The sequence below is a fragment of the Sphingomonas sp. 2378 genome (genome assembly GCF_038084995.1).
GTDB lineage: Bacteria > Pseudomonadota > Alphaproteobacteria > Sphingomonadales > Sphingomonadaceae > Sphingomonas.
In genome coordinates this window covers 1-26,293 of the sequence record NZ_JAXCMJ010000049.1, presented here as the reverse complement: position 1 = coordinate 26,293, position 26,293 = coordinate 1, and the positions used below count along the sequence as shown (strand labels likewise).

The following is a 26,293-nucleotide window of genomic DNA, read 5'->3' as shown; positions in this document are numbered from 1 at the left end:
GTCGATATTCACCTCCGACATGTCGTTGACGATCACCGCCACCCGCCGCCCCTCGCGGTTCGCCAGGATGTGGTTGAGCAGCGTCGTCTTTCCCGCGCCAAGGAACCCCGACAGCACCGTCACCGGCAAACGAGTGTCGTGCATGACATGGGGCATCAACCAAACTCCTGTTAACCGCTTTAAAGTAACGTTACACCATAACATCTACGATGTCACAATGCGGATATACGTGATCGATGGGAGGGACAGGACGCGTCGCGCACCTTCCCAAAAAGCGCCCTGCCCGGTTGTCGCTGCGCGCGGAATGATACAGAGTAACGTGAAATTCCCACTGACGAGAGCGGTTCCATGCCCCGGTCCATGAACGTCCATGCCTTGCCCGTTACCCGTCGCCCGTTGCGCCATGCGGCGATCGTCGTGAGCGGCCTGCTTATCGCATTCGGTGCAGGCGGCGTTGCCGCGAAGAAGGACTATCCGGGCTATCTGACTCCCGGCGAGTTCGACGTGACGCAGGTGATCGAGCCCGCCCCGCGCAAGGGCGATCCGCGCTATAATACCGACCGCCAGATCTTCCGCGCGACGCGCAAGCTGGCGGACACGCCGCGCTGGCAACTGGCGACGAACGATGTCGATACCTCGCGGCCCGCGCTGATGCGCGATTTCAGTTGTGCCGTCGGCGTCGCACTGACGCCGGACAATGCGCCGCTGACGCTCCGGCTGGTATCGCGCGCCGGGGCCGACACCGCCGCCCAGACCAATATCGCCAAGAATACCTACCGCCGCGCCCGCCCCTTTCATCAGGACAAGGGGCCGGTGTGCCAGCCGGTCGCGCAGCTTGCCGACAGTTTCGACTATCCCTCGGGCCATACCACCTGGGGCTGGACCTGGGCGCTGATCCTGACCGAACTGGCGCCCGACCGCGCCGGGCCGATCCTGCGCCGGGGCCGCGCCTATGGCGACAGCCGCTTCGTCTGCGGCGCGCATAACGAGAGCGCGGTGGAGGGCGGGATGCTCTCGGCCAGCGCGACCATGACGCTGGTCCGGACCAAGCCCGCCTATCAGCAGGATCTGGCCGCCGCCCGCGACGAAATTGCCCGACTGCGCGCCGACCCCGCCACGCCCAAACCGGAGGGTTGCGCCGCCGAGGAGGCACTGGTCGCCCAGCGCGTCATGCCGAGGCTCGACCGTTGAAGCGCGCCCTCTCCCTCCTCGCGCTGGTGACCGCCACCGCGAGCGCTCAGGACTATCAGCCCCGCGAGACGTTCGCGCCGTTCGACATGGGCCAGCCGGTCAACCGCTATCGCAGCGCCAACGGCCTGCCCGGCCCCGATTACTGGCAGAATCGCGCGGACTATCAGTTGCGCGTGACGCTCGACCCCGCGACCCGGACGATCGCGGGCACGGCGACGATCAGCTACACCAACAACAGCCCCGACACGCTCGACGCGCTGTGGTTGCAGATCGACCAGAATCTCTACAGGCCCGGATCGCGCGGCGGCCTGGCGCGCGGCGGCGTTCCGGCGGGCCATAGCGACGGCATGGTGATGGAGGCGGTCAGCGTCGCGGTCGCCGGCGGTCCGGCGACGAACGTGACGCCCTTGGTCAGCGATACGCGCGCGCAACTCCGCCTGCCCACCCCGCTCGCCCCGCATGGCAAGGCGGTGGTGACGATCCGCTATCACTACACCATTCCCGAAGGCTGGGGCGGTCGCACCTCCTGGGGCGCATCGCCGGGCGGCGACATTTACGACATCGCGCAATGGTATCCGCGCATGGCGGTGTATGACGAAATTCGCGGCTGGGACACGGCGCCGTATCTCGCGCAGGAATTCTATCTCGAATATGGCGATTTCGACTATTGGGTGACGCTCCCGGCGGCGATGCTGATGGCCGGGTCGGGCGAACTCATGAACCCGCGCGAGGTGCTGACCCCGACACAGGTCGCGCGGCTGGACAAGGCACGCGGCAGCGACGCCACCGTGCCCATCCGCACCGTCGCGGAGATCGCCGATCCCGCCTCCCGCCCGACGCGCGGCGGTACGCTGACCTGGCATTACCGGATGAAGAATACGCGCGACGTCGCCTTTGCCGCCTCTTCCGCCTTCGCCTGGGATGCGGCGCGTATCCGCCTGCCGAACGGCGGCACGTCGCTCGCCATGTCCTATTACCCGGCCGAAAGTGCGGGGACCGCCCGCTGGGGCCGCTCGACCGAATATGTGAAGGACACCGTCGAGCGCTTCTCGGCGCGCTGGTATCCCTATCCCTGGCCCGCCGCGATCAATGTCGCGGGGCCGACCAGCGGCATGGAATATCCCGGCATCGTGTTCGACGCGCCCGAGGATGCGGGCAAGGAGCTGTTCTGGGTCACCGCGCATGAGATCGGGCACAACTGGTTCCCGATGATCGTCGGCTTCGACGAACGACGCCATGCCTGGATGGACGAGGGGTTCAACACCTTCATCGATGTCTATCAGTCGGACGACTTCAACCGGGGCGAATATGGCCCCAAGCGCGACGGCGAATATGCCGAGGGCGGCGGCAACCCGGTCGACGAAATCCTGCCCGTGCTGGCCGACAGGGACGCGCCGCCAATCCTGTCGCGCGCGGACACGGTCATCGAAAAGTGGCGGCACCCCGTCACCTATTTCAAGTCGGCGCTGGGTCTGGTCCTGTTGCGCGAGCAGATATTGGGGCCGGAGCGCTTCGATCCCGCCTTCCGCCGCTTCATCGCCGCCTGGGCCTATCGCCATCCGCAACCCGCCGATTTCTTCCGGGCGATGGAGAGCGAGGCGGGCGAGGACCTGTCCTATTGGTGGCGCGGCTGGTACGCCCATAACTGGCAGCTCGATCTGGCGGTGACGGGGATCGAGGCTGCAAAGGACGGCACGCCGTTGATCCGCGTGGCGTCCCGCGACAAGCTGGTGATGCCCGCGACGCTGAGGGTCCGCTATGCCGACGGCACCACGCGCGACCTGCGCCTGCCCGCCGAAACCTGGATACGCCAGGCAATGACGGCGGTGCCGGTGCCTGCCGGAAAGGTGGTGAGCGCCGAACTCGACCCCGACCACAAGCTGCCCGATCACGACCGGTCGAACAATGCGGTCGGAGCAGCACCCTGATCCATCCGGCATGGTTCCCATGGTGCGGAAATGAAACGGATCGCGGCTCGCCCGGACGCCAAGGATGCGCAACGATGGGGGCATGACCATGGGACCGATCGTCGATCATCGCCTCCAGTCGACCAGCGATACGCTCGTGCTGAACGCGCGGCCGGAGGCGATCCGGCGGTCCCCGGCCGATACCGCGGTCGTCGTCATCGACATGCAGAACGCCTATGCGAGCAAGGGCGGCGATGAAAGCGTGGCGCGGATGCTGGACGAGATGGCCGAAGTGCCCAACACGGGCGGCGTGTTGCTGACCTTCGACGATTTCCTCGAAGGCGTCGAGGCCTTCGGCACCCGCATCCAGCCCCTCATGAAAAGCCGCCGGCAGGGCTGAGGCTTCGGTTCGGATGGCAGTTTTCCCGATCCCGAACGGGGCCGCTGCCCGGATCATCCATGGCAGGCCGCTTCCGCCTCGATCACCGCACGAAAGGCGCGGGCGGTGGGGGACAGATCGGCGCGGTGGATCATCAACAGTCGGCTGGTGACGGGGGCGTCCAGCCGTCGATATACCAGCGTATCGATATGCAGGCGCTCCAGCGATCGGGCCAGGATCGTCGCGCCGAAGCCCGCCGAAACCAGACCTAGCAGCGTCGCGAAACTGCTCGCTTCATGCGCGATACGCGGCTGGAAGCCCGCATGATCGCACAGCGCCAGGAAATGCTCGTTGAACCCCGCCCCGATCGCGGGCGCATAAAGGACGAGGGGCACATCGGCCAGATCGGCGATTTGCGGGTCGGCGGGGCGCACGGCCAGTGGATGATCGGCGCGCACGGCCAGCAGCATATCCTCGGTGATGAGGCAGCGGGACACCATGCCCTTGGGCAGGCAGGGTTTGGTCGATCCGCGGATCAGCCCGATGTCGAGTTCCCCCTCCTCCACCCGCGCGATCTGCTCGTCGCGCCCCCGCTCCTGCAACGACAATTGGACTTCCGGATGCGCGTCGCGAAAGCGGGACAGCGCATTGCCGACGATCTGCACGAAGGGGCCCGACGGCGTGAAGCCGAGCGCCAGATGCCCGATCTCGCCGCGCTGCGCCCGTCGTGCGGTCTGTGCCGCATGATCCGCCTGCGCAAGCGTCTGACGGGCCTCGGGCGCGAACAGCATCCCCGCCTCCGTCAGCTTGACGCGGCGACTGGTGCGATCGAACAATCGCACGCCCAGTTCGTCTTCCAGCGCGCGAATCTGCTGGCTGAGCGGCGGCTGCGAAATGCCCAGTCGCCGCGCCGCGCGACCGAAATGCATCTCCTCGGCGACGCACAGGAAATAGCGCAAATGCCGAAGGTCCATCGATCCATATTCCCGACATCTCAATCGAGCCATATTATGTATTGGACCCGAAACAACCAAGGGGGCATCGCTCCGCCATCGCGACAACGGATGAGGCCGTGAGCGGGCTGGAAAGGCCGCTCTCGATCAGGCCGCTCCGATCGCCGCGCCACGGGAGCGGAATGGAATTGGGCGTGCGCGTCGCCAGACGCGTCGGATGAGAGGGCGTGGATGATCGGTATCGTCAGGGTGGCACTGCACAGGCCACTGACATTCATCGTGATGGCGATCCTGATCGCGATCGTCGGCGTGATGGCGGCGGTGCGCACGCCCGTCGACATCTTCCCGAATATCCGCATTCCGGTGATCGCGGTCGCCTGGACCTATTCGGGCCTGCCGCCCAAGGACATGTCGGACCGGATCGTCACCCCCTATGAGCGGGTGCTGACCACCACGGTCAACGATATCGAACATGTCGAAAGCCAGTCGCTCCAGGGTGTCGGCGTGGTGAAGATCTATTTCCAGCCCGGCGCCGATATCCGCACCGCGACCGCGCAGGTGACCTCGATATCGCAGACCATATTGCGCCAGTTGCCGCCGGGTACGACGCCGCCGCTGATCCTGAACTATTCCGCCTCGACCGTGCCGATCCTGCAACTCGCGCTATCGGGCAAGGGGCTGTCCGAACAGCAATTGTTCGATATCGGCCAGAACCAGATCCGCCCGCCGCTGGTGACCGTGCCGGGTCTGGCCATGCCCTATCCCTCCGGCGGCAAGCAGCGCCAGGTCCAGATAGACCTCGACCCGCTGGCGCTCCAGTCCAAGGGGCTGTCGGCGCAGGACGTCGGCAACGCCATCGCCGCGCAGAACCAGATCAATCCGGCAGGCTTCGTCAAGATCGGGCCGACCCAATATAGCGTCCGCCTGAACAACGCGCCCGATTCGATCGACGCGCTCAACGACCTGCCGGTCAAGGTGGTGAACGGCGCGACCATCTATATGCGCGACGTCGCCCATGTCCGCGACGGCAGCGGGCCGCAGCAGAATGTCGTCCATGTCGAGGGCGGCCGCTCGGTGCTGCTGACCGTCTTGAAGAACGGCGCGACCTCGACGCTGGCGATCGTGCAGGGGGTGAAGGACAAGCTGCCCGCGATCGCGGCGACCCTGCCCGATACGCTGAAGATCCTGCCGGTCGGCGACCAGTCGCTGTTCGTGAAGGGCGCGGTGGTGGGCGTGGTGCAGGAAGGCGCGATCGCCGCCGCCCTGACCAGCCTGATGATCCTGCTCTTCCTGGGATCCTGGCGCTCGACCGTCATCATCGCGCTGTCGATCCCGCTCGCCGTGCTGGCCGCCGTCGCCGCCCTCGCGGCGTTCGGCCAGACGCTGAACGTGATGACGCTGGGCGGCCTCGCGCTGGCGGTCGGCATCCTGGTCGACGATGCGACGGTGACGATCGAAAACATCAACTGGCATCTCGAACAGGGCAAGGGCGTGATGGCCGCGATCCTCGACGGCGCGGCGCAGATCGTGACGCCCGCCTTCGTGTCGCTGCTATGCATCTGCATCGTGTTCGTGCCGATGTTCTTCCTGCCGGGAGTGGCGGGCTTCCTGTTCGTGCCGATGGCGCTGTCGGTCGTGTTCGCGATGATCGCGTCCTTCATCCTGTCGCGCACGCTGGTGCCGACGCTCGCCATGTATCTGCTCAAGCCCCATGCGCCGGGCGAGGACGAGCACATGGCGGGCACCCCGACCTCGCGCAATCCGCTGGTCCGTTTCCAGCGCGGGTTCGAGATGCGGTTCGAGCGGATCCGCATGGGCTATGCCGGGCTGCTCCAGCGGGCCCTGGGCGCGCGCAAGCCCTTCCTGCTCGGCTTCCTGGCGGTCGTACTCCTGTCCTTCGCACTGGTGCCGATGCTCGGCCGCAACTTCTTCCCCAGTGTCGATTCGGGGCAGATCGCGATGCATGTCCGCGTGCCCGTCGGCTCGCGGATCGAGGACAGCGCCGCGCGCTTCCAGGAGATCACGCGCGCCGTCCGCGACCTCGCCCCCGCCGGGCAGATCGCCTCGGTCGCCGACAATATCGGCCTGCCGGTCAGTTCGATCAACACCGTCTACAACAACAGCGGTACGATCGGGCCGCAGGACGGCGACATGCTGATCACCCTGGCCGAGAAACACCGCCCGACCGACGAGATCGTGGCATTGCTGCGCCACGAACTGCCGCGACGCTTCCCCGGCACCAGCTTCGCCTTCCTGCCCGCCGACATCACCAGCCAGATCCTGAATTTCGGCGCGCCCGCCCCGATCGACATCCAGATCACCAGCAAGGACATGACCGCGACCCGCGCCTATGCGCAGAAACTGCTCGCCAAGGTCGCGACGATTCCCGGCCTCGCCGATGCGCGCATCCAGCAACCGGGGCATTCGCCGCAGCTCGACGTGGACGTCAACCGCTCGCGCATCGGCCAATATGGCCTGACCGAGCGCGACGTGACGACCAGCCTGTCCAGTTCGCTCGCGGGCACGGCGCAGTCCGCGCCGGTGTTCTTCGTCGATCCGAAGTCGGGCGTCTCCTATCCGGTCGTCGCCCAAGCCCCCGAATATCTCGTAGGGTCGATGAGCGCCCTGTCGAACGTGCCCGTCTCCGGCACCAATGCGGGCGCGCCGCAGCCGCTGGGCGGGGTCGCCGACATTCGCCGGTCGAATGCGTTGCCGGTCGTCTCGCACTATAATATCCAGCCGGTGCTCGACATCTATGCGACGACCCAGGGACGCGATCTGGGGGCGGTGGCGGGCGATGTGCAGCGCGCGATCGCGTCGCTGTCCGCCGATCTGCCCAAGGGCGCGGGGGTCACGATACGCGGCCAATATGCGACGATGAACACCGCCTTCGCGGGGCTGAGCTTCGGCCTGCTCGGCGCGATCGTGCTGATCTACCTGCTGATCGTCGTCAATTTCCAGAGCTGGGTCGACCCGTTCGTCATCATCACCGCGCTGCCCGCCGCGCTCGCCGGGATCGTGTGGATGCTGTTCACCACCGGCACGACCCTGTCGGTGCCCGCGCTGACCGGCGCGATCATGTGCATGGGGGTCGCCACCGCCAATTCGATCCTGGTGGTCAGCTTCGCGCGCGAACAGCTTGCCGAACTGGGCGATGCGACACAGGCGGCGCTGAACGCCGGAATGGTTCGTTTCCGCCCCGTGCTGATGACCGCGCTCGCCATGATCATCGGCATGGCCCCGATGGCGCTGGGCCTGGGCGATGGCGGCGAGCAGAATGCGCCGCTGGGCCGCGCCGTGATCGGCGGGCTGGTCTGCGCGACGATCGCCACCCTGTTCTTCGTCCCCACCATCTTCGCGTTCGTCCATCGCAAGCGCGCCGTGCCCCCTCTCCCTTCCGTGGAAATGCAGCCCAGCCATGTCTGACCTGTCCGATATGAAGTCGCTCTCCGCCCAGGCGGAGGCGGCAGCCCCCCGCCCCGGCACGATGAAAAAGGTCGGCATCGGTGCCGCCGCGATCGCGATCGCCGTCGTCGCGCTCGGGGCCGCGACGCGGATGAACGCGGGCCACTCGCTCGACCGGACCGCCGCGGATGCCGCGCTGCCCACCGTCGCGGTCGTCCGGCCCCAGGCGGGCGGCGATGGCGACGCGCTGGTGCTGCCCGGCAATGTCCAGGCGTTCAACAGCGCCGCCATCTATGCGCGCACCAACGGCTATGTCCGCCGCTGGCTGGCCGATATCGGTGACCATGTGCGCACCGGCCAAACGCTCGCCGTCCTCGACGCGCCCGAGGTGGACCAGCAACTGGCCCAGGCGCGCGCGGATTATCAGACCGCCGTCGCCAACCAGAATCTCGCCGCCTCGACGGCCAGGCGGTGGAACACGATGCTCGCCAAGGACGCGGTGTCGCGACAGGAGGCGGACGAGAAATCGGGCGACCTCGCCGCCAAGTCGGCGCTGGCCCACGCCTCGCTCGCCAATGTCCGCCGATTGCAGGCGTTGCAGGGCTTCACCCAGCTTCATGCGCCGTTCGCGGGCGTCGTGACCAGCCGCGCGGCGCAGATCGGCCAGCTTGTCGTCGCGGGCAACGCCGCCGCACAGCCGCTGTTCACCATTTCCGACGTGCGGCGGATGCGCATCTATGTCCGCGTGCCGCAGGGCTATTCGGCGGAGGTCCGCCCCGGCATGGCGGCGACGCTGTCGCTCCCCGAATATCCGCAGCGCCGCTTCCCCGCGACGCTGGTGCGCAGCGCCCAGGCCGTCGATGCGCAGTCCGGCGCGGTGCTGGTCGAACTCCAGGCCGACAATCCCGACGGCGCGCTGAAGCCAGGTGCCTTCGCCCAGGTCGCCTTCCATGTCGGCACGGGCGACGGCCATGGCATGACGCTGCCCGGCAGCGCGATCCTTTATGGCAATGACGGGCCGAGCGTCGCCGTGGTCGATCACGGCGGGCGGGTGACGGTGAAGCCGGTGACGATCGCCAGCGACGCGGGCAAGACGGTCATCATCTCCCAGGGGCTGGGAGCCGGAGACACGGTGGTCGACTCGCCACCCGACGCGATCCGCAGCGGCGACCATGTCCGCCTCCAGACCGCCACCGCGACGGGCGGGAACGGCACCCATGCGGGCTGAACCGCTCATCGCCATGACGGCCCTTCTGCTCGGGGGGTGTTCGATGGCCCCGGCCTATCGCCCCCCGGCGGCGGCGGTGCCCCCCGCCTTCAAGGAAGCCGCCGTGCCCGCGGGCTGGACCGCCGCCACCCCGCTCGACGGCCAACCGCGCGGCCCCTGGTGGAGCGCGTTCGGCGATCCGGTGCTGAACGATCTGGAGGCGCGCGCCGAACGCGCCAGCCCGACGCTGGCCGATGCGCTCGCCCGCTATGACGCGGCGCGGGCGGAGGCGCGAATCGACCAGTCGGCCCTTTCCCCTCAGCTTTCCGTCTCGGGACAGGCGGGCCGCCAGCGCGTGTCCGCCGAACGGCCGCTCAGCCAGGGAACCGCCGTCACCTATGACAATGTCGTGCTCGGCGGCACATTGGGCTATGAGGTCGATCTCTGGGGTCGTATCCGCGACAGCGTAAGGGCGTCGCGCGCGGAGGCGGCGGCAAGCGGTTCCGACCTCGCCTCGGCCCGGCTCAGCCTTCAGGCGGCGGTCGCGGACGCCTATGCGCGTCTGCGCGGGCTGGATGCGCAGGCCGACCTGCTGCACCGCTCCGCCGAGGCGTTCGGCCGCGCCTATGACCTGACCGTGACGCGGCATGACGGGGGCGTCGTCTCGGGCATCGACGTCAACCGCGCGCGGACCGTGCTGGCCAATGCGCGCGCGCAGATTTCCGCCGTCGCCAATATGCGCGCCGCCACCGAGCATGAGATCGCGGTCCTGACCGGCCAGGTGGCGTCGGACTTCGCCATCCCCGCGCGCGTCCAGCCGCAGGTGGTGCCGCCGGTCCCCGCCGCCACGCCATCCGAACTGCTCCAGCGCCGCCCCGACATCGCGGCGGCGGAGCGGCGTCTCTATGCCGCCAATGCGCGGATCGGGGTGGCGCGCGCCGCCTTCTTCCCGTCGCTGACACTCGGCCTGTCGGGCGGCTGGCAGAGCACGCACGGATCGCTGCTGACCGCGCCCAACAGCTTCTGGGGACTGGGGCCGGTCGCCAGCCTGCTGACGCTGTTCGACGGGGGGCGCCGCCATGCCCAGGTCCGGCTGTCGCGCGCGCAATATGACGGGATGACCGCCGCCTACCGGGCGACCGTCATCACCGCCTTCCGCCAGGCCGAGGATGCGCTCGCCGCCAACCGCTATCTCGCCGCCCAGGCGGTCGATCAGCGGGATGCGGCACAGGCGGCGGCGAAGACCAGCGACCTGGCGCTGACCCGCTACCGTGACGGCGCATCCGACTATCTGGAGGTCGTCACCGCGCAGACCGCCGCGCTCGACGCGCAGCGCACCCTGATCGGCGTCGAGACCGATCGGATGCGCGCCAGCATCGCGCTGGTAAAGGCGCTGGGCGGGCCGCCCGCGACATGACATCGCTGGCAAATTAGCGCTTCATGGACAATGACCTGTTCGCCATTGACGATCGCGAAGGCCATTTCGTTACCTGAATTCGATCGACATTCGAGATTCCAACGGGGCCGAGTGCCGGCTCATGGGCATCCGTGTGGAGACGCCGAGCGATGAACCGCTATCAGTGCCCCGAAGCGACCATCATGACGTCTCCGGCTGATCCGACGTCGCATCTTTCAACTGATGAAGGAAATCGAGAATCGCCCTCGCTTTCGCACTCGTAATCGCATAGCTTTTCCAACCGGTTTCGATCGCATTCTCGATCCCGTGCTCGGCAAGACCAGCGCGGATATTGCATATATAGACCTTGACGACCCGCACCGTCGGGGTGTGCGTCCCCACACGTGCGGCCTGGGCCAAGGCCTGATGGTCCATGAAACGATCCGGCTGATCGAGCATGCGCAGCAGCATATGGGCGGCGGCTCGGCTGATGCGGTCGATGCGTTGCCTGATGAAATTCGCGAAGACCTCATCGCGAACGCTGGAACGGGCCAGTTCCCTTCCTCCAGCGGCGTCCGCCATATGCCCGAGGGCGAGCCCGACACGCTCGGCGATATGGTCGCGTTTCGCTTTCGCCTGATGGATCACCGCTGCCCCGGAAACGCGGCTGCCCGTCAATTCGAGCAGATCGAGCCGCAGCGTCTCGATACGGCCCGAGAGATCTTCGTGCTTCCGGATCGCCGCCACATCTTGAGCGGTACGCAAAACATCACCAGCACAAAGCAGAAGCCCCGCCAGGGCATCGGCATAGGCTTGGTCTGGAGTGTTTACATTGCGCATAATGTATTTCCCCGCTCCCCTTCTTGGAATGATCATTGCACCTTCAGGTGCGGGCCGATGTGTCGTGACACGAAGGCGCCGGATTTTTGAAACGCATCATATGCGCTTCCCCGCCTTGGAACTGATCGGTGACCGATCAGATGCTTTGTGCCGCGACGCCCTGTCCATATTCTTCAACATCTTCCGTCGGGCCGTTCGAAGGGCGATCTTCAGCCATTATCCGGATATCGCCTTGCAAATCGACCCTACCCTGCCGCGACACCGGCACTCATCGCGTCGGTGTCGCGGGTGAGGATCATCGGACTCCGGCGCTGCAACCCCCGTCCGCGAAACAGTAGCGGATGAGGACAGGCGCGCTATCGGCAGCCGCCGGCCGGAGCGGCACCTGGAACCCGAAGTTGCGGTTGTCCATGACGATGCTGGCGATGGTGTTGGGGGCATCGACAGACGCCTGGCGCGTCACGATCAGGGCGTTCCGGTTGCCGATCGCCTGTGTGCCGGTCAGCGAATAGTTGCCGCTGGCGGACAGGCCCGCACCGTCGATCGCATAGCGCCCGATATCGAGGCTCGACGGAGCATTGGTCGCCCACGTCGCCGTGCCGGCCAGCGTATCACCATTGACAAGGCCGTCGACCGCGACGGTCCCGCTGAGTGCCGGCAGCGGATCGCCATAGGTGATGCGGATGGGCGTTGCGCGGTAGATCACCGATAGCGGCCGCGGGGTAACCACCAGATCGGCCCCGACATAGGTGACGGCGTAATTGGCCGATGCGCCCAGCGTGCCCTGCCCGATGCCGTAGCGGCCGACATTGCTGGTCGGGGCCGCATTGGACGTGAGCGCGCCGGTCAGGCTGTCCCCATTGACGAGACCACGACCACCGATGGTGTAGGTCAGTGCCGGGTTCGCGTCGCCATACACGCGGGTCCGTGCATCGGCGCTGACCGTGATCGCTCGCGGCGTGATCGCCAAGGCCGTGGCATTGCCGCTGTCCTGGACGCTGGTGACCGCATAATTGGCGCTGGCGCCCAGGCCCGAGCCCTCCACGGCGTAGGTGCCGACATTCGATGTCGACGAACCGGTCGTGGTCCACAAGACCGATCCCGTCAGCGTGTCGCCGTTGACCAGGCCGCTGTTCGCGACCGTGCCCGTGAGACCGGTCACCGCATCGCCGTAGAGGCTGTTCAGCGGCGTGGCGGTGTAGGTGATCGTCAGCGGCCGCGCGTTCACGACGAGGTCCGTCCCGACATAGCTCAGCGCGTAATTGCCCGAGGCTGCCAGCGAACCCTGGTCGATCGCATAGCTCCCGACGTTGCTCGTGGCCGTCGCGGTCGTCGCGAGCGCGCCGGCCAGCACGTCCTCCCCGACCAGCCCCAATCCGCCGATCGTATAGGTCAGTGCCGGGTTGGCATCACCGTACAGGCGGCTGAGCGCATCGGCTGTCACGGTGATCGCGCGCGGCGTGATCGCGAGCGCCGTGGCATTGCCCGCCGCCTGGACGCTCGTCAGCAGGTAGTTCTCGCTCGCGCTCACCCCCGCACCGGTGACCGCATAGCTGCCCACCACCGGATTGGCGGACGCGTTCGTCGTCCACGTCGCCGTCCCTGCCAGGCTGTCACCGTTGACGAGACCGTCGCTGGCGACCGCACCCGTCAGCGCCGGTAGCGCATTGCCGTAGACGCCCCTGACCGGCGTCGCGGTATAGGTCACCGTCAGCGGGCGGGCGGTGACGCTCAGGTTGTTGCCCGCGAAGATCAGGTCGTAGTTCGCCGACCCAGTCAGCGTGCCCCGGCTGATGCTGTAGGTGCCGATGCCGCTGGTCGCCACCGCATCGGTGGCCAGAGAACCGCTCAGCGTATCGCCGTTCACCAGGCCGTTGCCGCCCACGACATAGGTAAGCGTCGGGTTCGCATCGCCATAGCGCCGCGACTGCGCATCGGCATCCACGGTGATCGTCCGCGGGATGATGGTGAGCGCGGTCGCATTGCCGCTGCCCTGGATCTCGGTCAGCGCATAATTCGCGCCGCCGCCGAGCCCGGAGCCGGTGATGGCGTACCGACCGATACCGGATGTCGACGTCGCATTGGTGGTCCAGACCCGCGCACCGGTGAGCGAGTCCCCGTCGAGCAGACCGTTCACGTCCACCGTTCCCGAGATATCCTGGAACGTCTCGCCGTAAACGCCTGGGGTGGGCCGCGCGCTATAGGTGATCGTCAGCGGTCGCGGCGTGACCGTCAGGTCGGCCCCGACATAGGTCAGCGCATAGTTGTCCGATGCGGCCAGCGAACCCTGCGCGATCGCATAGCTACCCACATCGCTGCGGGTGGCTGCGGTCGTCACGAGCCCGCCGCTCAGCGCGTCGCCATCGACCAGCCCCAGTCCGCCGACCGTGTAGGTCAGCGCCGGGTTGGCGTTGCCATAGACGCGGCTGAGCGCATCCGCCGTGACCGTGATCGCACGCGGATCGATCGTCAGGGCGGTGGCATTGCCCGCCGCCTGGACGCTGGTCAGCCGGTAATTCTCGCTCGCCCGCAGGCCGAAACCCTTGACGGCATAGCGGCCCACGACCGGAGTGGCCGACGCGCCCGTCGTCCACGCCGCATTGCCCGTCAGGCTGTCGCCGTTGACGAGGCCGTCGATGGCGACCGCCCCCTCCAGATCCGGCAGCCCATTGCCATAGACGCCGCTGACCGGGGTCGCCGTGTAGGTCACCGTCAACGGGCGAGGCGTCACGCTCAGGTCGTTGCCCGCGAAGGTCAGGGCGTAGTTCGCCGAGGCGGCCAGCGTCCCCTGCAGGATGCTGTACTGCCCGATATCGCTGGTCGCCACCGCATCGGTCGCCAGCGCGCCGGTCAGCGTGTCACCATTCACCAGACCATTACCGCCGACCGTATAGGTAAAGGTCGGCTCCGCATCGCCATAGAGCCGCGACTGCGCATCGGCATCGACCGTGATCGCACGCGGGGTGATGGTCAGCGCGGTGGCGTTGCCGGTATCCTGAGTGAAGACGTAATTGCCGTTATTGGCCGTCAGCCCCGAACCCGTGACCGCATATTGCCCGATGCCGTTGGTGACCCCGGCCGTGGAGGTGAACGCCAACGTACCGCTCGTCGCACTCGCCACCGTTTCGTTGTTGACGAAGCCCGTCACGTTACCCGTCAGCGCCGGATTGGCGTCGCCATAGCCGCGGCTGGCCGCGTCGGCGACATAGGTCAGCGTGGCCGGCGTGATCTCGCCCGACAGGGTGCTGCCGCCGTTCACCACCACCCTGTAGCCATAGATGGGCGTCTGCCCGTTCAGGGCCGTGGCGCTGCCGAAGCCGGAGACGGTCACCGTCTTGCCGGTGCCGACGTTCGCGGTGTCGAAGGTCGCCACGGCCGTCCCGAGCGTCACGACGTCGCCGGCGGCGGCCCCGGTCACATCATAGTTCGCCGACGTCAGCGATGCGGCGGTGGTGCCGTCATAGACCTTCGACACGCTACCCTTCAGCGACGCCTGCACGGTCGGCGCCAGCGCGTAGAGCACGCCGTTGCCCTGACGCGGCACGAACTGGTTCAGATAGTCATACTGGATGTAATCGGGCGCCAGACCGCCGAGGACGGTCGTACCGGGCGCGGCAGAACCGACGATCCAGCCCTGAGACGCTTGGAGCGCACGGCTGCCGGCGTTGTTGGTAAAGCTGCCGACCGCAGTTACGTTGATCGCATCGGCAGTGATGCCGCTGCCCGCCGCCAGGGTCAGATCATTGTCCGAAGACAGGAACGCATAGCTCGAACCATTGGTCTGGCTCGAATTCCCGACGATCAGCGCGCGATCGAGGGTGAAGCCCCCGCTGCCGGTCGCCTGGACATACAGGTAATCGGTTCCCTGCGCGGAAAGGTCGGCATAGCGCGCCGATCCCAGCGTGGTGCCGAGCGCCGCGTCCACCGCCGACCAGTTCGACAGGGCGGTCCGGATGTCCCACGTCTTCGATCCCATGGACAGGCCGGACAGATTGCCGCTCGTGTCGATCTTGCCGTTGTCGGAATAGAACAGCCCGCTGGCCGTCGTCGCGCCGGGCAGCGTCACCGTCAGCGCGATCGTCCGGCCCGCCACGCCCAGCGTCCCGTTCGGGACAACCGTATAGAAATAGCCGTTCGCCCCCGCCGACACGGTCGGCGCGTTCACGCCATAGGTGGCGACCCGGGCACCCGGCGCGACCTGACCGGTCGAACGGTCGACCGCGATCCCCGAGATCGCCTGGACGCCGTTCGGGAAGAAGCTCTTCAGATAGGGATATTGGCCATTGGTGCCGCCGCCCCAGAACGTCGCATCGAGGCCGAAGCTTGCGGCGCCATTGGTTTGCAGGGATGTGGTCGTGGACCCGCTGACGGCGGGGACCAAAGAGCTCATGGAGCCGTAGGCCGATGTCAGGCCGCTCGTGTCGCTATCGAACGCGACATTGGCGACGGCACCCCCCGAACCCGTTTGCAAGCCGATCAAACCGCCGAGATAGGCAAAGCCGCCTTGAAAGACCACCCGACCCGTCGAATAGGCTTGGCTGATATTTCCAGAATAATTCTCGCCTGCGAGTCCACCGGCATACGGCGTGCCGACCGGGACGCTGGAAGGCAGTAGTGTAACGCTGCCCATGGCATAGGCCTGATAGATTTGGGCCTGCAGATTGCCGCCGACCAGACCGCCGACTTGGTTGGTCCCACTGACATCGCCGAGCGCGAAGGACTGCATGACGCTCGTTTGTGCGTTCCCGGCACCAAGGAGTCCGCCGACATATTCGTTACCCTTGACGGTTGCCGAACTATACGACTGCAGGATCGATGCTGAGTCGGAAGAGTATCCGACAAGGCCTCCGGTGTAGGAATTGATTCCTTCTGGCTGAAGAACTTTCCCGGTCGAATAGGCCCGGATGATCTTCCCTCCGTAACTCCATCCGACCAAAGATCCGACGTTATTAAAATTGCCGGAGATGGCCACGTTCGTCAGTCCGAGGTCGCGAATTAACCCGTTTTGCTGGATGACACCGAACAATGCGGTGGCGCCGAGGCGGTTTGCGGTCGTACTGGTACGCGTGATCGACAGCTTGTCGATCGTATGCCCCAGACCGGTGAAGACGCCATCGAACCCGCCGCTGTTGGGTACGCCGGCTGAGTTCGTGGTCGCATTCTGACCGACAAGGGCGTCGAAATAGCTGTAGGCGCTCGCATCTAGATTCTTAGCCAGTGCGAACTTGCCGGTCAGGTTCGCCGCCGTAACGCTGCCCGTACCGCCTCGGGCGGCCGCGCCGTCAATGAAGTCGATGTCGTCCATCGACCGCACCAGCGTATAGGCCGCGCCGTTCATCGTCAGCGCCTGACCCGACGGGCCGTCCGCGAAGGTCAGCGAACTGCCCGCCGCAAACGCCAGCCCGCCGTTGAACCCGGTGTTTCTGTCATAGCCGAGCACGACCTTGCCGCCGCCGGTGATATCGATCGGCGCGTTGACCAGCAGGCTTTTCGACGATCGGAGCGTCAGCGTCCCCGTACCCGCCATCGACACCGGCGCGGCGACGGTCAGGTCTCCGGCGGTGGTCTCGACGCCCAGACCGGCCGTCAGGGACAGGGCGGTGTCGATGGTGAAGCCCGCAATATTGGTTGCAGTAAGGCGGGGAGCCAGCGATGAAAGTGCAGCCTGTTGGCCAGCGCTCAACCCCGCCAGAGCGGCAGCACGTTCGGATATGGCGGTTGAAAAGGATGCCTGTGCTGTCCGTGTGCGTAAGAACCCGCCATCGATATTGAACTGGCCGGTCGAGCCCGTCAATGTTGCCAGATTCGCGCCGTTGATAGTGCCGGTCGCCGTCGAGTCTGCGGTCGTCGCGACGAGTACGCTGGTGCCGCTTGGGGAGAGCGTCCCGGCGGGGAGCATCATGTAATAATAGCCGTTCGCACCGGTCGTGACGCCAGAGAATGCACCGCCGCCGACGCTGGCATAGACGTACTTGGCGCCGCCTGCCCCCGAAGCGAGCTGGGTTACACCCGCGTCGCTATAGGCCGTGCCGAACACCGCCTGGACTCCGTTGGGGAAGAAAGCGGTCAGATACGGATACAGTCCACCGACATTGGTGGCGAACGCCGGACTAAATCGCCCGCTGTTCCCGTATTGCAGACCGAAGGTGGTAATGCCCTGCTCCGCCCCGCCCGCGCTGGTGCCTTGGCCCGAGGTGTCGATATCCCAATAGCTCTCGCTGATACTCGAATTATTGCTGTTGCCGATGAGGCCGCCCGCATTTCTACCAGAAACCGCCCCCGTCGAGTAAGTCGCCGTGACGCGACCATAGAGCGATGTGCCTATAAGGCCACCGGCCCCCTCGCCGTTCACAGCGCCGGTTGCATAGGCATTCGTGAGCGCGATGCTGTCGAGATAGCCGATCAATCCGCCGGCGTTAGGACCCGTGACCGCACCGGTGGCATAGACCGTATTTATGCCTTGACCGTTAGCCAGGCCGATGAGCCCACCAACCCTGCCACTGGTCGCCGTTACAGCGCCGGTTGCGTAGGACCGGCGGACGATGCCGGAATTTTTGCCGACCAGTCCGCCGACCTCCTGAGCCCCGCTCACGGTCATGCCGGAATAGGAATTGGATACGATGGCACCGAAACCAAACGTCGCGCCGGCCAGACCGCCCACACTATTGCCCGAACTCGAAATCGATCCCGTGGAATAGGCGTTCTGGATTAAGCCTTCATTTGTAGCAACGAGGCCGCCCCCGCGGCCCGTCGAGGTGATATTCGCACCGACTACGCCGACATTCCGCACGATCGCGGCAGCGCCTGTCGCGCCGATGAAACCCGTATAATCGTTCGTCCCTGCCATACTGAGATTGCTGACGACATGGCCCAGACCATCGAACGTGCCAGTGAACGGATAGGAGCTGTCACGCCCGAACACGGCGCGGGTAAAGCTCGTGCCCGCGGCGTCGATGTCGTTCGCCAGCGCGTAATTACCGGAAAGGCCGCTATTGATCCCATCGAGATCAGTCAGGCTGCGGACCAGCGTGAAGGATGTTCCGTTGAGCGTCACCGCCTGCCCGGACTGCCCACCCGCGAACGTCAATGCGCCTCCCTGGCCATAGGTCAGCCCACCGGTGATCTCATTGACCGTGGAGTAGTTTAGCGCGACCTTGCCGCCGCCATTGACGGTGATCGGCGCGTTGATAGCGATATTGCCTGCGGCGTTCAGCGTCAGTTGACTGCTCGACGCCCAGGCGATCGGCGCGGCGACGGTGATGTTGCCCGCCTCCGACCCCGACCCCGAGCTACCCGTCGATACGGTGACGTTCGCGCTGGCCAGCGCGTTTTGCAGCGTCGCCACGTTGATGACGCTGCCGCTTGCCGTGGCGGTGAAACCGGACTGGTTGCTGTCGGTCGCGCTCGAAATGGTGACGTTGTACGGATCGAGCAGCAGCGTGCCGAAGCGGCTGCCGGTCAGGTCGGCGGTGCCGCTATAGGCCAGCACCGCCTTGCCCGAGACTTCCGCATCGCCGCCGATGCCGCTCCCTGCACCCTTCGCGCTGATCGCGCCGGCGAAGTCGGTCCGGTGATCCGACCAGAGCACGACCGAGCCGCCGTCGCCGGTGCCCACCGCGTCGGCCTTGACGGTGCTGCCCGCATCGACGTTCAGCGTAGCGGCCCGCGCCAGCGTGCCCCCGCCCTGCCAGTCGCCGCCGACCCGCACCCGGCCCCCGCCCGTCGCGCCCGAGGCGTCGAGCGTCGCGCCGGTCAGGTTGATCGCGTCACCGGTCAGCGTGATCGTGCCGCCCCTGGTCGAGACGCTCGACGCATCGAGCACGCCCGACACGTTGACGATCCCGCGCGCCGCGTCGCGCGCGGTGCCCGTGCTCAGCACGATGTCGCTCGCGGTGATCCGGCCCGCGACGGTGATGCCCCCTTCGGGCACCGCGACGCGCAGGAAGCCGCTGCCGTCAAGATCGAGCGCCTCGCCGCCCCCGGCCATCGCCTCGACCCGCGCGCGGACATAGCCGCCCGCCTTGTCCTGCAACAGCCCGGCGAAGCCGCCCTTGGCGAAGCCGATCGGCTGGGCGTCACGGCGGCCCGTCACGGTCAGCGTATCGCTGCCCGCCATGAAGTCCCTGTCGGCGATGTCCAGCGTCGAGGCGGTGAAGCCCGCCGCGTTCACGCTGCCCGTCTTGGTGATCAGGATGCCGTTGGGATTGACCAGGAACACCCGGCCGTTGGCGTTGAGCTGCCCCGCGATCACGCTGGTCGTGTCGCCGGTCACCCGGTTGAGCAGCGCGGACCGGGCGTCGGGCTGGACGATGTCGACACGCCCCCCCTTCGCGATCGAGAAGTCCTGCCAGTTGATGATCGCGCGGTCCGTGGTCTGCGTGATCGTCATGGCATGGTCGGACGGCGTGCTGATCGACGCCTGGCCCGCCTGGACCTGACCGCCGGTCGGGACCGACTGGGCGAATACCGGCGAGGCCAGCGCACTGCTGGAGAGAAGGACGAGCGCGATTTTCTTGGTCATGGTACGGCCCCCGGATTAAAAGCGAGTGAGAACGGAGAAGGTCAGGCGGTCGGGTCGAAGCCCCTCGAGATGGGCGCGGCCATATTCCAGGCTGGCGGTGACACCCGGGCTCCCGTCCCGGGCCTGCCCCGCGACGCGCATCCCCGCGCCATAGGCAAAGGCGTCGGTGCGACGCCGTTCGAACACCGTGGGCTGCTTGAACCACACGGTCCCTTGTGCGGCGAAGGCATAGGGCGTGATGTTCGCCAGGATGCCGCTGGCGGCGGCGACGAACGGCGCCTTCAGCTCGCCCCGGGCGAAGAAGCCGCTGTCGCCCTGCACCCGCCCCGCATCGAGCGGCGAAATGCCGTCGACCGAGGCGATGCCGAACTGCTCCGCATTGGCCATCACCTGGCCGAAGCTGGTCTGGCCCCGCGCACGCAGACCCACCGCCAGATTGGGGGCCAGCGGCTGGGTGAGGTTGAACGACGCCGTCAGCTTGCGGAAGTCGGCGTCCGTGGCCGCACGCGACAGCGGCACCGCCACCGTCGCCTGCGATGCGGAGCGCGCGCCCAGCCCCGTCACGCCCAACGAGGCTTCGACCTGGGCCGAGACAAAGCCCTGACCCGGCAGATAGGCGCTCGCGTCGGCGCCGAGCCGCACCACCCGCAACCGGTCCTGCGACAGGGGCAGGACGACCGGGTCGATGATCCGCACCCGCTCATTCTGCGCATCGAATCCGAGCGAGGCGCCTACCGACACGTCCCGCCGCCGCACCACCGGATAGCGCAAGGTCGAGGAGAAACGCTGGAAGCGGCTGCCGAACCCGGGCGAGGTCGCGCTGGCGGGACGCGGCGCGGTGCGCGCATCGGTGCCCTCCAGGGTCAGCGTCAGGCCGTCATCGCCCAGCGGCACGACAAGCCCGGCTGCCAGCGCACGGTTACGCGGCGTCGGGTCGAGCACGCTGGTGCGGTGCCCGGTATTGGGCAGCCCCGAGGCGCGCAGGTAGATCTGCTCGCCCGCCCCCAGCACGGAGTTGAGATTCACCCCCGCGCCATAGGTCAGCGAGCCCAGCGCGCTGGACAGCGTGTTATCGAGGCTGACGAACCCCGAGACCGGCTGCCACTCGCCCTCCAGTCGCAGCACCGTCCCGCCCGGACGCTCGCCGGGCGACAACGTCGAGCGCACCGTCACGCCCGGCACGTCGGCGGCCAGCATCAGCCGCCGTTCGAGATCGCGCAGGGTGAGCGCCTTGTCCTCGGTCAGTTGCTCGGCCAGCCGCGCGATGCGCGAACGGACATTGGCGGGCAGCCCCGACGTGTCGACCCGCTCGATAAAGCCTTCCACCACGGCGAGGCGCACGGGCGCACCGTCCTTCAGATCCTGCTGCGGCACCGACACGCGGAGCAGCACCCGCCCCGCCTTCGCCTCGGCCATCTCCGCTTCACCCGCCGCGGCGAAGATCTCGGCAACCGACACGCGCTTGCCATCCAGACGCTGGCGCAACTGCGCCTCGGTCGCGGGCGACAGTTTCCCGCCCTCGATGGTCAACCCCTGGGGCGTCACGAATAGCGTGTTGGCACCCTCCGGCGGGGTCCGCATCGCCTCCGCCGGAAGGGTTAGCGGCGCGCGTAGCTCCGCCTGTGCCGGCGGGGCATAGCTTGGCGGTGTGATCTGGCTCGCCGTCTGGGCGAACACCGTCACCGGTAACAGAGCAATCAATGCCCCCGCCATAGCGACCGTATAATGCGACAGGATCGTCTTCTTGGACATTGATGCCCCCCTTTGAATTTCGATTGGCATTTATAATTTGGGTTTACTTGAGCTTCGGCCGTCTGATCGGCCTCCCCCAGGGCGATTATTGCCCTTGGGGGGAGGCCTGCCGTCAGAAGCGGCTGGCGATGAAGCGGATCGTCGGCGTGATGACGCGGTTGGTTGGATAGGGAAGACCGGCCCCCTTGCTCGGTGCACAGCGAGCGGAACCGTTCTGATCCGACGCGCAGGTCAGCCCCATCAGATCGGTCGACTCTCCGCTGCCCGAACCGTCCGCTCGATTGCCCGAGCCATTGGAGTTACCGTCACCCCGGTTCGTGCCGGTGCCCTCGTCGGTCGACGATCCGGTGCCGTTCGAGGTGCTTGCGTTCCCGTTCCGCCCCGAGGCGCTGGCACTGCCGGATGCGGTGGACCCCGATCCGCCGGAGCCTGCGTTCCCGGTCGAGAGCCCGTTCGAGCCATTGCCGCTCCCGGCGCCTGCCGAACCAAAGCCACCCGATCCGGTATTTCCGTTGGAGAAGCCGTTCCCGCCATTGCCATTCCCGGCGCCCGCCGAACCGAAGCCGCCCGAACCCGTGCCATTCGAAGGATCCGTGCTCGGGAACCACAAACCGCCCCCCGAACCGAACACGACCGAAATGTTGGTGCCGTCGCGCATCACCGGCGGCAGCTGATTGCCAAGCCTGCCGGCCTCCCTGATGACCTCGGGCGTGATCACACGAATGCCATCATCGGAACCGCGATTGATGGTGAAGACACCGTTCGTGAACGCCACCCGATAGTTCGAGCCCGCCGACAGGCTGCCGCCGCTGATCGTGTAGGTACCAGCGCCTTCGCCAGCGCTGCGCGTCGCGACACCGCTCATGCTGTCGCCGGACACCATCCCGTCGCCGCCGACCGTGAAGCTCAGCGCCGGATCGACCTGACCTTGCGTCTTCGACACGTTGTTGAGCGTGACCAGCAGATCGCGCGGCGTGATCGTGCCGATGTCAGCCGAGACGGCGGTGTTCTGAAGCAGGTAGTTGCCAGAGTCAGCGCCATTCACCGCCAGGCCCGATACCGTGACCCTCTTGCCCGTGCCGACATTGCGGTCCGCATAGCTGGCGCTGGCGGCCGTGACGGACAGAGCATCGCCTGCGACCACGCCGTCGAGATTGACCGGCGACAGCGTGGCCGTCGTCGTGCCGTCATAACGCTTGGTGACCGCCCCGGTGAGTTGCCCGGTCAGCAGCTTGCGAGCGATGGCGCCTGTCGCGTCGACCTTCACCACGGCGTAATTGCCGCCGGCATTGCCGTCATCGATCGTCCAGTTATCGACGGTCAGCGTACGGTTGCCGACGTTCCGGCCGTCGAAGCTTTGGCGCAGGCCGTTCACCTGGTCGCCGGCCATCAGGCCGCTCACCGTGACCGCGCCATTCGACGCGTTGGTCCCGTCATAGACCTTGCTGTCGCCACTTGCCGCGAGCGTCAGCGTGGCCTTGCCGATCGAAGCCGTACCGCTGGCGATCGGGGCGAGCACGTAATTGCCCGCATCGGCACCGGTGAGCGATGCATTCGTCAGCGTGACACTCTTGTTCACGCCGACATTGCGATCGGCAAAGGCGAAGGATGCGCTCGCCGCGACATCGTCGCCGGACACCATATTGCCAAGCGAACCGAAGCGGCCCACAGCCCCGGTCGTACCGTCGTAGATCTTGTCCTGGACGCTGACCGCGGCGGTCAGCGTGCGGCGCGTGATCGTACCGGCGGCATCGCGCAACGTGACGACATAATTGTCGCCGCCATTGCCGTCATCCACGCTGAAGCCGTTCACCGTGATCAGGCGGTCGCCGGCATTCCGGCTATCAAAAGCCTGGGTCGCACTGACCCGATCGTTGCCGATCAGCCCGGAGGCCGTGACCGAACCCGCCGACGACAGGCTGCCGTCATAGACCTTGGTGTCACCCGTCGCCGCCAGCACCAGGCTGGCCCGGGCGACATCGGCCAGGGCGGTCAGATTGCCCGATGCAAGGGCATAATTGCCAAGACCGTTGCCGCTCAGACCGTAGCCGGTGAGGAGAAGGCTCTTGCCCATTCCCGCATGGCGATCGCCAAGCGTGCCGGTCGCGCCGGACATGTCGAGGGCAATCCCGTCTGCCAGCATCAGGGCCTGCGTCGTGGTATCGCCATCCGCCGCCAGGAAGACCAACGAGCCGTGCTGGCTGGCGCTCAGCAGATCGGTGCCGTCATAGGTCTTCGCACCACGCCCCGACACCGAGATCGAAACGAGACGCGGCGTGATCGCGCCGACATCGGCCGAAGCGTGATCATTCAACAGCACATAGTTGGCCGCATCGGTACCGCCCAGGACCATGCCCGACACCGTGACCCGCTTGCCCGTCCCCACATTGCGATCGGCATAGGTCGCCGATGCGGTCGTGAGATCGAGCGCGTCGCCCGCGATCACGCCATCGAGGTTGACCGGGAGCAGCGTTGCGTTGCTCGTCCCGTCATAGGTCTTGGCGACGCCGCTGGTGAGTTGCCCGGTCAACCGCTTCTTCGCGATCGTGCCGACGGCACCGACCGTGACGACGGCATAGTTGCCTCCGCCATTGCCGTCGTTGATCGTCCAGCCCGTGGCGCCGAGGCTGCGATGGCCCGCATCCTTGCTTGCGAATGTCTGGACAAGGCCGCTCAAGGTATCGCCGTTCACCAGGCCGGTGACGCCCACCACGCCATTCGACGCGTTCGTGCCATCATAGGTCTTGGCGTCGTCGACCGCCGTGAACGTCAACACCGCCTTGGCGATGTCGGCCGTTCCATAGGCGATGCGATCCAGAGCATAATTGCCGGCATCGCCGCCGGACAGGGCCACGCCGCTGACGGTCAAGGCCTTGGCCGTGCCGGCATTGCGATCGACAAAGGCGAACAGGCCATTGCCCGAGAAGGCGACATCGTCTCCCGTCACCACCCCGAACAAGCCCGTCATCGAACCCGTCGCCGCCGTCGTGCCATCATAGACCTTGCCGTTGACCACGCCGGTCGCCTGCAACAGCTTGGGCGTGATGAGGCCACTCACCGGGCCGCCGGTCGTCACGACATAGTTGTTGCCGCCATTCCCGTCCGCGATCGTCCAGCCGCCATCGATCGTCAGCAGGGCATTGCCCGCATTCCGGGTGTCGAACGACTGCGTGGCGGAGAAAGCGTCACCGCCCACCAGGCCGATCGCCTGCACCTGTGCGGCCGATCCCCTTGTGCCGTCATAGACCTTGGTGTCGCTTACGGCGTTGAGAGACAGCGCTCTCGCCGTGATCGTGCCCGTACCGACGCCCAGGCCACTCAGCACATAGTTGGCGGCATCCGCCCCGCTCAAAACCGCGCCGGTGACGTTGACCGCCTTACCGGTACCGGCATGGCGATCGGCAAAGGACAGCGCACCACCCGAGAGGGTCACGCGGTCGCCGACCACCAGATTCTGCAGGTCGCCGAACGTGCCGCTGGCCGCCAGCGTGCCGTCATAGACCTTGCTGTCGACCGAAACCGCGGTCGTCAGCACGCGCTGCGTGATCGCGCCGGCGATATCGACCAGCGTGACGACGTAATTGTCACCGCCATTGCCGTCGCTGATGGCATAGCCGCGATCGATGCGAAGGATACGGGCACCCGCATTCTTGCTGTCGAACGATTGGCTGAGCCCGCTCACGCGGTCCCCGGCGACCAGCCCGGTCATGGTGACGGTTCCGGCCGACGAGGTCGTCCCGTCATACTGACGAATATCGGACCCGGCGGTCAGGATCAGGCTTGCCCTGTCGATCGTCGCGGTGGCCGTGGAACCGAGCGGCACCAGATTGTAATTGCCCGCATCCGCCCCGGTCAGGCTGCCGCTCCCGATCGTCACGTTCTTGTTCGCGCCTGCGTTGCGATCGACAAAGTTCATCGCGGCATGGGCGGAGACATCGTCCCCGGCGATCAGATTCTGGAGCGGACCGAAGCTACCGGTGGCGGTCGTCGTGCCGTCATAGACCTTGTTGTTGACGGTCACCGTCGTGGCGAGATCGCGCTTGGCGATCGTCCCGTTGGCATCGCGCAGGGCCACCACATAATTGTCGCCGCCATTGCCGTCCGAAAGCGACACGCCATTGACCCGGATCGTCCGCGCACCGGCATTGCGGCTGTCGAAGGCCTGCCCGGCCGTGACGGTATCGCCCGCCATGAGCCCCGTGACCAATACCACGCCGGTCGACGTCGCGGTGCCGTCATAGACCTTGCTGTCCGCCACCGCCGTCAGCGTCAACTGCGCGCGAGCGATATCGGCAAGCCCATGAGCGGGCGCCCCGGACAGGACGTAGTTGCCGTTCGTATTACCGTCGAGCACATAGCCCGTCAGGTCCACGCTCTTGCCTGTCCCGGCGTTACGATCCGCGAGGACACCCGTGACCCCCGAGATATCGAGGCGGACGCCGTCCGCACGCATCAGCCCCTGCGTCAGTGCGTCGCCATCGGCGGTCAGGAAGACAAGCGACCCGAATTGGCCCGCGCCCAGCGCGTTGGTGCCGTCATAGGCCTTGGCTCCTCGGCCCGTGGTGGTGACCACCACCTGACGCGCGGTGATCTCGCCGACATTGCCTGAAGTCGAGGTCGACCGCAGGACGTAATTGTCCGCATCCGCGCCGTTCAGCGCCATGCCCGACACCGTCACCCGCTTGCCCGTGCCGGCATTCTTGTCGGCATAGGCGGCGCTGGTGGCGGTCACGGTGACCGCA

11 protein-coding genes and 1 pseudogene are annotated in these 26,293 nt (G+C 66.7%); 6 read left to right on the top strand and 6 right to left on the bottom strand.

Annotated elements, in window-relative coordinates:
- Positions 1-144: GTP-binding protein (locus SM191_RS17060; protein WP_341507232.1), on the bottom strand; the 144-nt coding region annotated here is incomplete at its 3' end.
- Positions 145-348: 204 nt separating this feature from the next.
- Here SM191_RS17060 and SM191_RS17055 point away from each other — a divergent pair.
- The 3 genes and pseudogenes from SM191_RS17055 to SM191_RS17045 form a co-directional block, all read left to right on the top strand.
- Positions 349-1,191 carry an acid phosphatase gene (locus SM191_RS17055; RefSeq protein WP_341507230.1) on the top strand — a complete coding sequence of 281 codons (843 nt, stop codon included), beginning with the start codon at positions 349-351 and terminating at the stop codon, positions 1,189-1,191.
- The gene (locus tag SM191_RS17050; RefSeq protein ID WP_341507229.1) at positions 1,188-3,119 is read left to right on the top strand and encodes a M1 family metallopeptidase; all 1,932 of its coding nucleotides are present in this window, start codon (positions 1,188-1,190) and stop codon (positions 3,117-3,119) included. The genes SM191_RS17055 and SM191_RS17050 overlap by 4 nt, the downstream gene beginning before the upstream one ends.
- A gap of 232 nt (positions 3,120-3,351) precedes the next feature.
- Positions 3,352-3,498, top strand: a pseudogene (locus SM191_RS17045) (pyrimidine utilization protein A); the annotation flags it as partial.
- A 53-nt stretch (positions 3,499-3,551) separates the two neighbouring features.
- On the opposite strand, the gene SM191_RS17040 reads toward SM191_RS17045, so the two are convergent.
- Positions 3,552-4,451: a LysR substrate-binding domain-containing protein gene (locus tag SM191_RS17040; RefSeq protein WP_341507228.1), complete on the bottom strand. Its 900-nt coding sequence runs from the start codon at positions 4,449-4,451 to the stop codon at positions 3,552-3,554.
- Between the two features lie 210 nt (positions 4,452-4,661).
- Here SM191_RS17040 and SM191_RS17035 point away from each other — a divergent pair, with 210 nt between their 5' ends.
- Genes SM191_RS17035 through SM191_RS17025 form a run of 3 tightly spaced genes read left to right on the top strand, consistent with a single transcriptional unit; the run spans position 4,662 to position 10,459 of the window.
- Entirely contained in the window at positions 4,662-7,856 is a 3,195-nt protein-coding gene (locus SM191_RS17035) for an efflux RND transporter permease subunit (RefSeq protein WP_341507227.1), read from the top strand.
- A 10-nt stretch (positions 7,857-7,866) separates the two neighbouring features.
- Positions 7,867-9,063 carry an efflux RND transporter periplasmic adaptor subunit gene (locus tag SM191_RS17030; RefSeq protein ID WP_341507231.1) on the top strand — a complete coding sequence of 399 codons (1,197 nt, stop codon included), beginning with the start codon at positions 7,867-7,869 and terminating at the stop codon, positions 9,061-9,063.
- Positions 9,053-10,459: an efflux transporter outer membrane subunit gene (locus SM191_RS17025; protein ID WP_341507226.1), complete on the top strand. Its 1,407-nt coding sequence runs from the start codon at positions 9,053-9,055 to the stop codon at positions 10,457-10,459. The genes SM191_RS17030 and SM191_RS17025 overlap by 11 nt, the downstream gene beginning before the upstream one ends.
- Before the next feature lie 180 nt (positions 10,460-10,639).
- On the opposite strand, the gene SM191_RS17020 is transcribed toward SM191_RS17025, so the two are convergent.
- The 4 genes from SM191_RS17020 to SM191_RS17005 all read right to left on the bottom strand — a co-directional run.
- Positions 10,640-11,278 (bottom strand): hypothetical protein, encoded by a 639-nt coding sequence (locus tag SM191_RS17020; RefSeq protein ID WP_341507225.1) that lies wholly within the window; start codon positions 11,276-11,278, stop codon positions 10,640-10,642.
- Positions 11,279-11,573: 295 nt separating this feature from the next.
- A complete protein-coding gene (locus SM191_RS17015) occupies positions 11,574-19,799 on the bottom strand; it encodes an MBG domain-containing protein (RefSeq protein ID WP_341507224.1) in 8,226 nt (2,741 codons plus the stop codon).
- A gap of 15 nt (positions 19,800-19,814) precedes the next feature.
- A complete protein-coding gene (locus tag SM191_RS17010; RefSeq protein WP_341507223.1) occupies positions 19,815-21,551 on the bottom strand; it encodes a ShlB/FhaC/HecB family hemolysin secretion/activation protein in 1,737 nt (578 codons plus the stop codon).
- Positions 21,552-21,663: 112 nt separating this feature from the next.
- A partial coding sequence (locus SM191_RS17005) for a beta strand repeat-containing protein (RefSeq protein WP_341507222.1) occupies positions 21,664-26,293 on the bottom strand: 4,630 nt, incomplete at its 5' end.

Bases quoted from the DNA above. Each gene is read 5' to 3' on its own strand.
- SM191_RS17055 (WP_341507230.1), top strand. From the start codon at position 349: ATGCCCCGGTCCATGAACGTCCATGCCTTGCCCGTTACCCGTCGCCCG.
- SM191_RS17040 (WP_341507228.1), bottom strand. From the start codon at position 4,451: ATGGACCTTCGGCATTTGCGCTATTTCCTGTGCGTCGCCGAGGAGATG.
- SM191_RS17035 (WP_341507227.1), top strand. From the start codon at position 4,662: ATGATCGGTATCGTCAGGGTGGCACTGCACAGGCCACTGACATTCATC.
- SM191_RS17030 (WP_341507231.1), top strand. From the start codon at position 7,867: ATGAAGTCGCTCTCCGCCCAGGCGGAGGCGGCAGCCCCCCGCCCCGGC.
- SM191_RS17025 (WP_341507226.1), top strand. From the start codon at position 9,053: ATGCGGGCTGAACCGCTCATCGCCATGACGGCCCTTCTGCTCGGGGGG.
- SM191_RS17020 (WP_341507225.1), bottom strand. From the start codon at position 11,278: ATGCGCAATGTAAACACTCCAGACCAAGCCTATGCCGATGCCCTGGCG.
- SM191_RS17015 (WP_341507224.1), bottom strand. From the start codon at position 19,799: ATGACCAAGAAAATCGCGCTCGTCCTTCTCTCCAGCAGTGCGCTGGCC.
- SM191_RS17010 (WP_341507223.1), bottom strand. From the start codon at position 21,551: ATGTCCAAGAAGACGATCCTGTCGCATTATACGGTCGCTATGGCGGGG.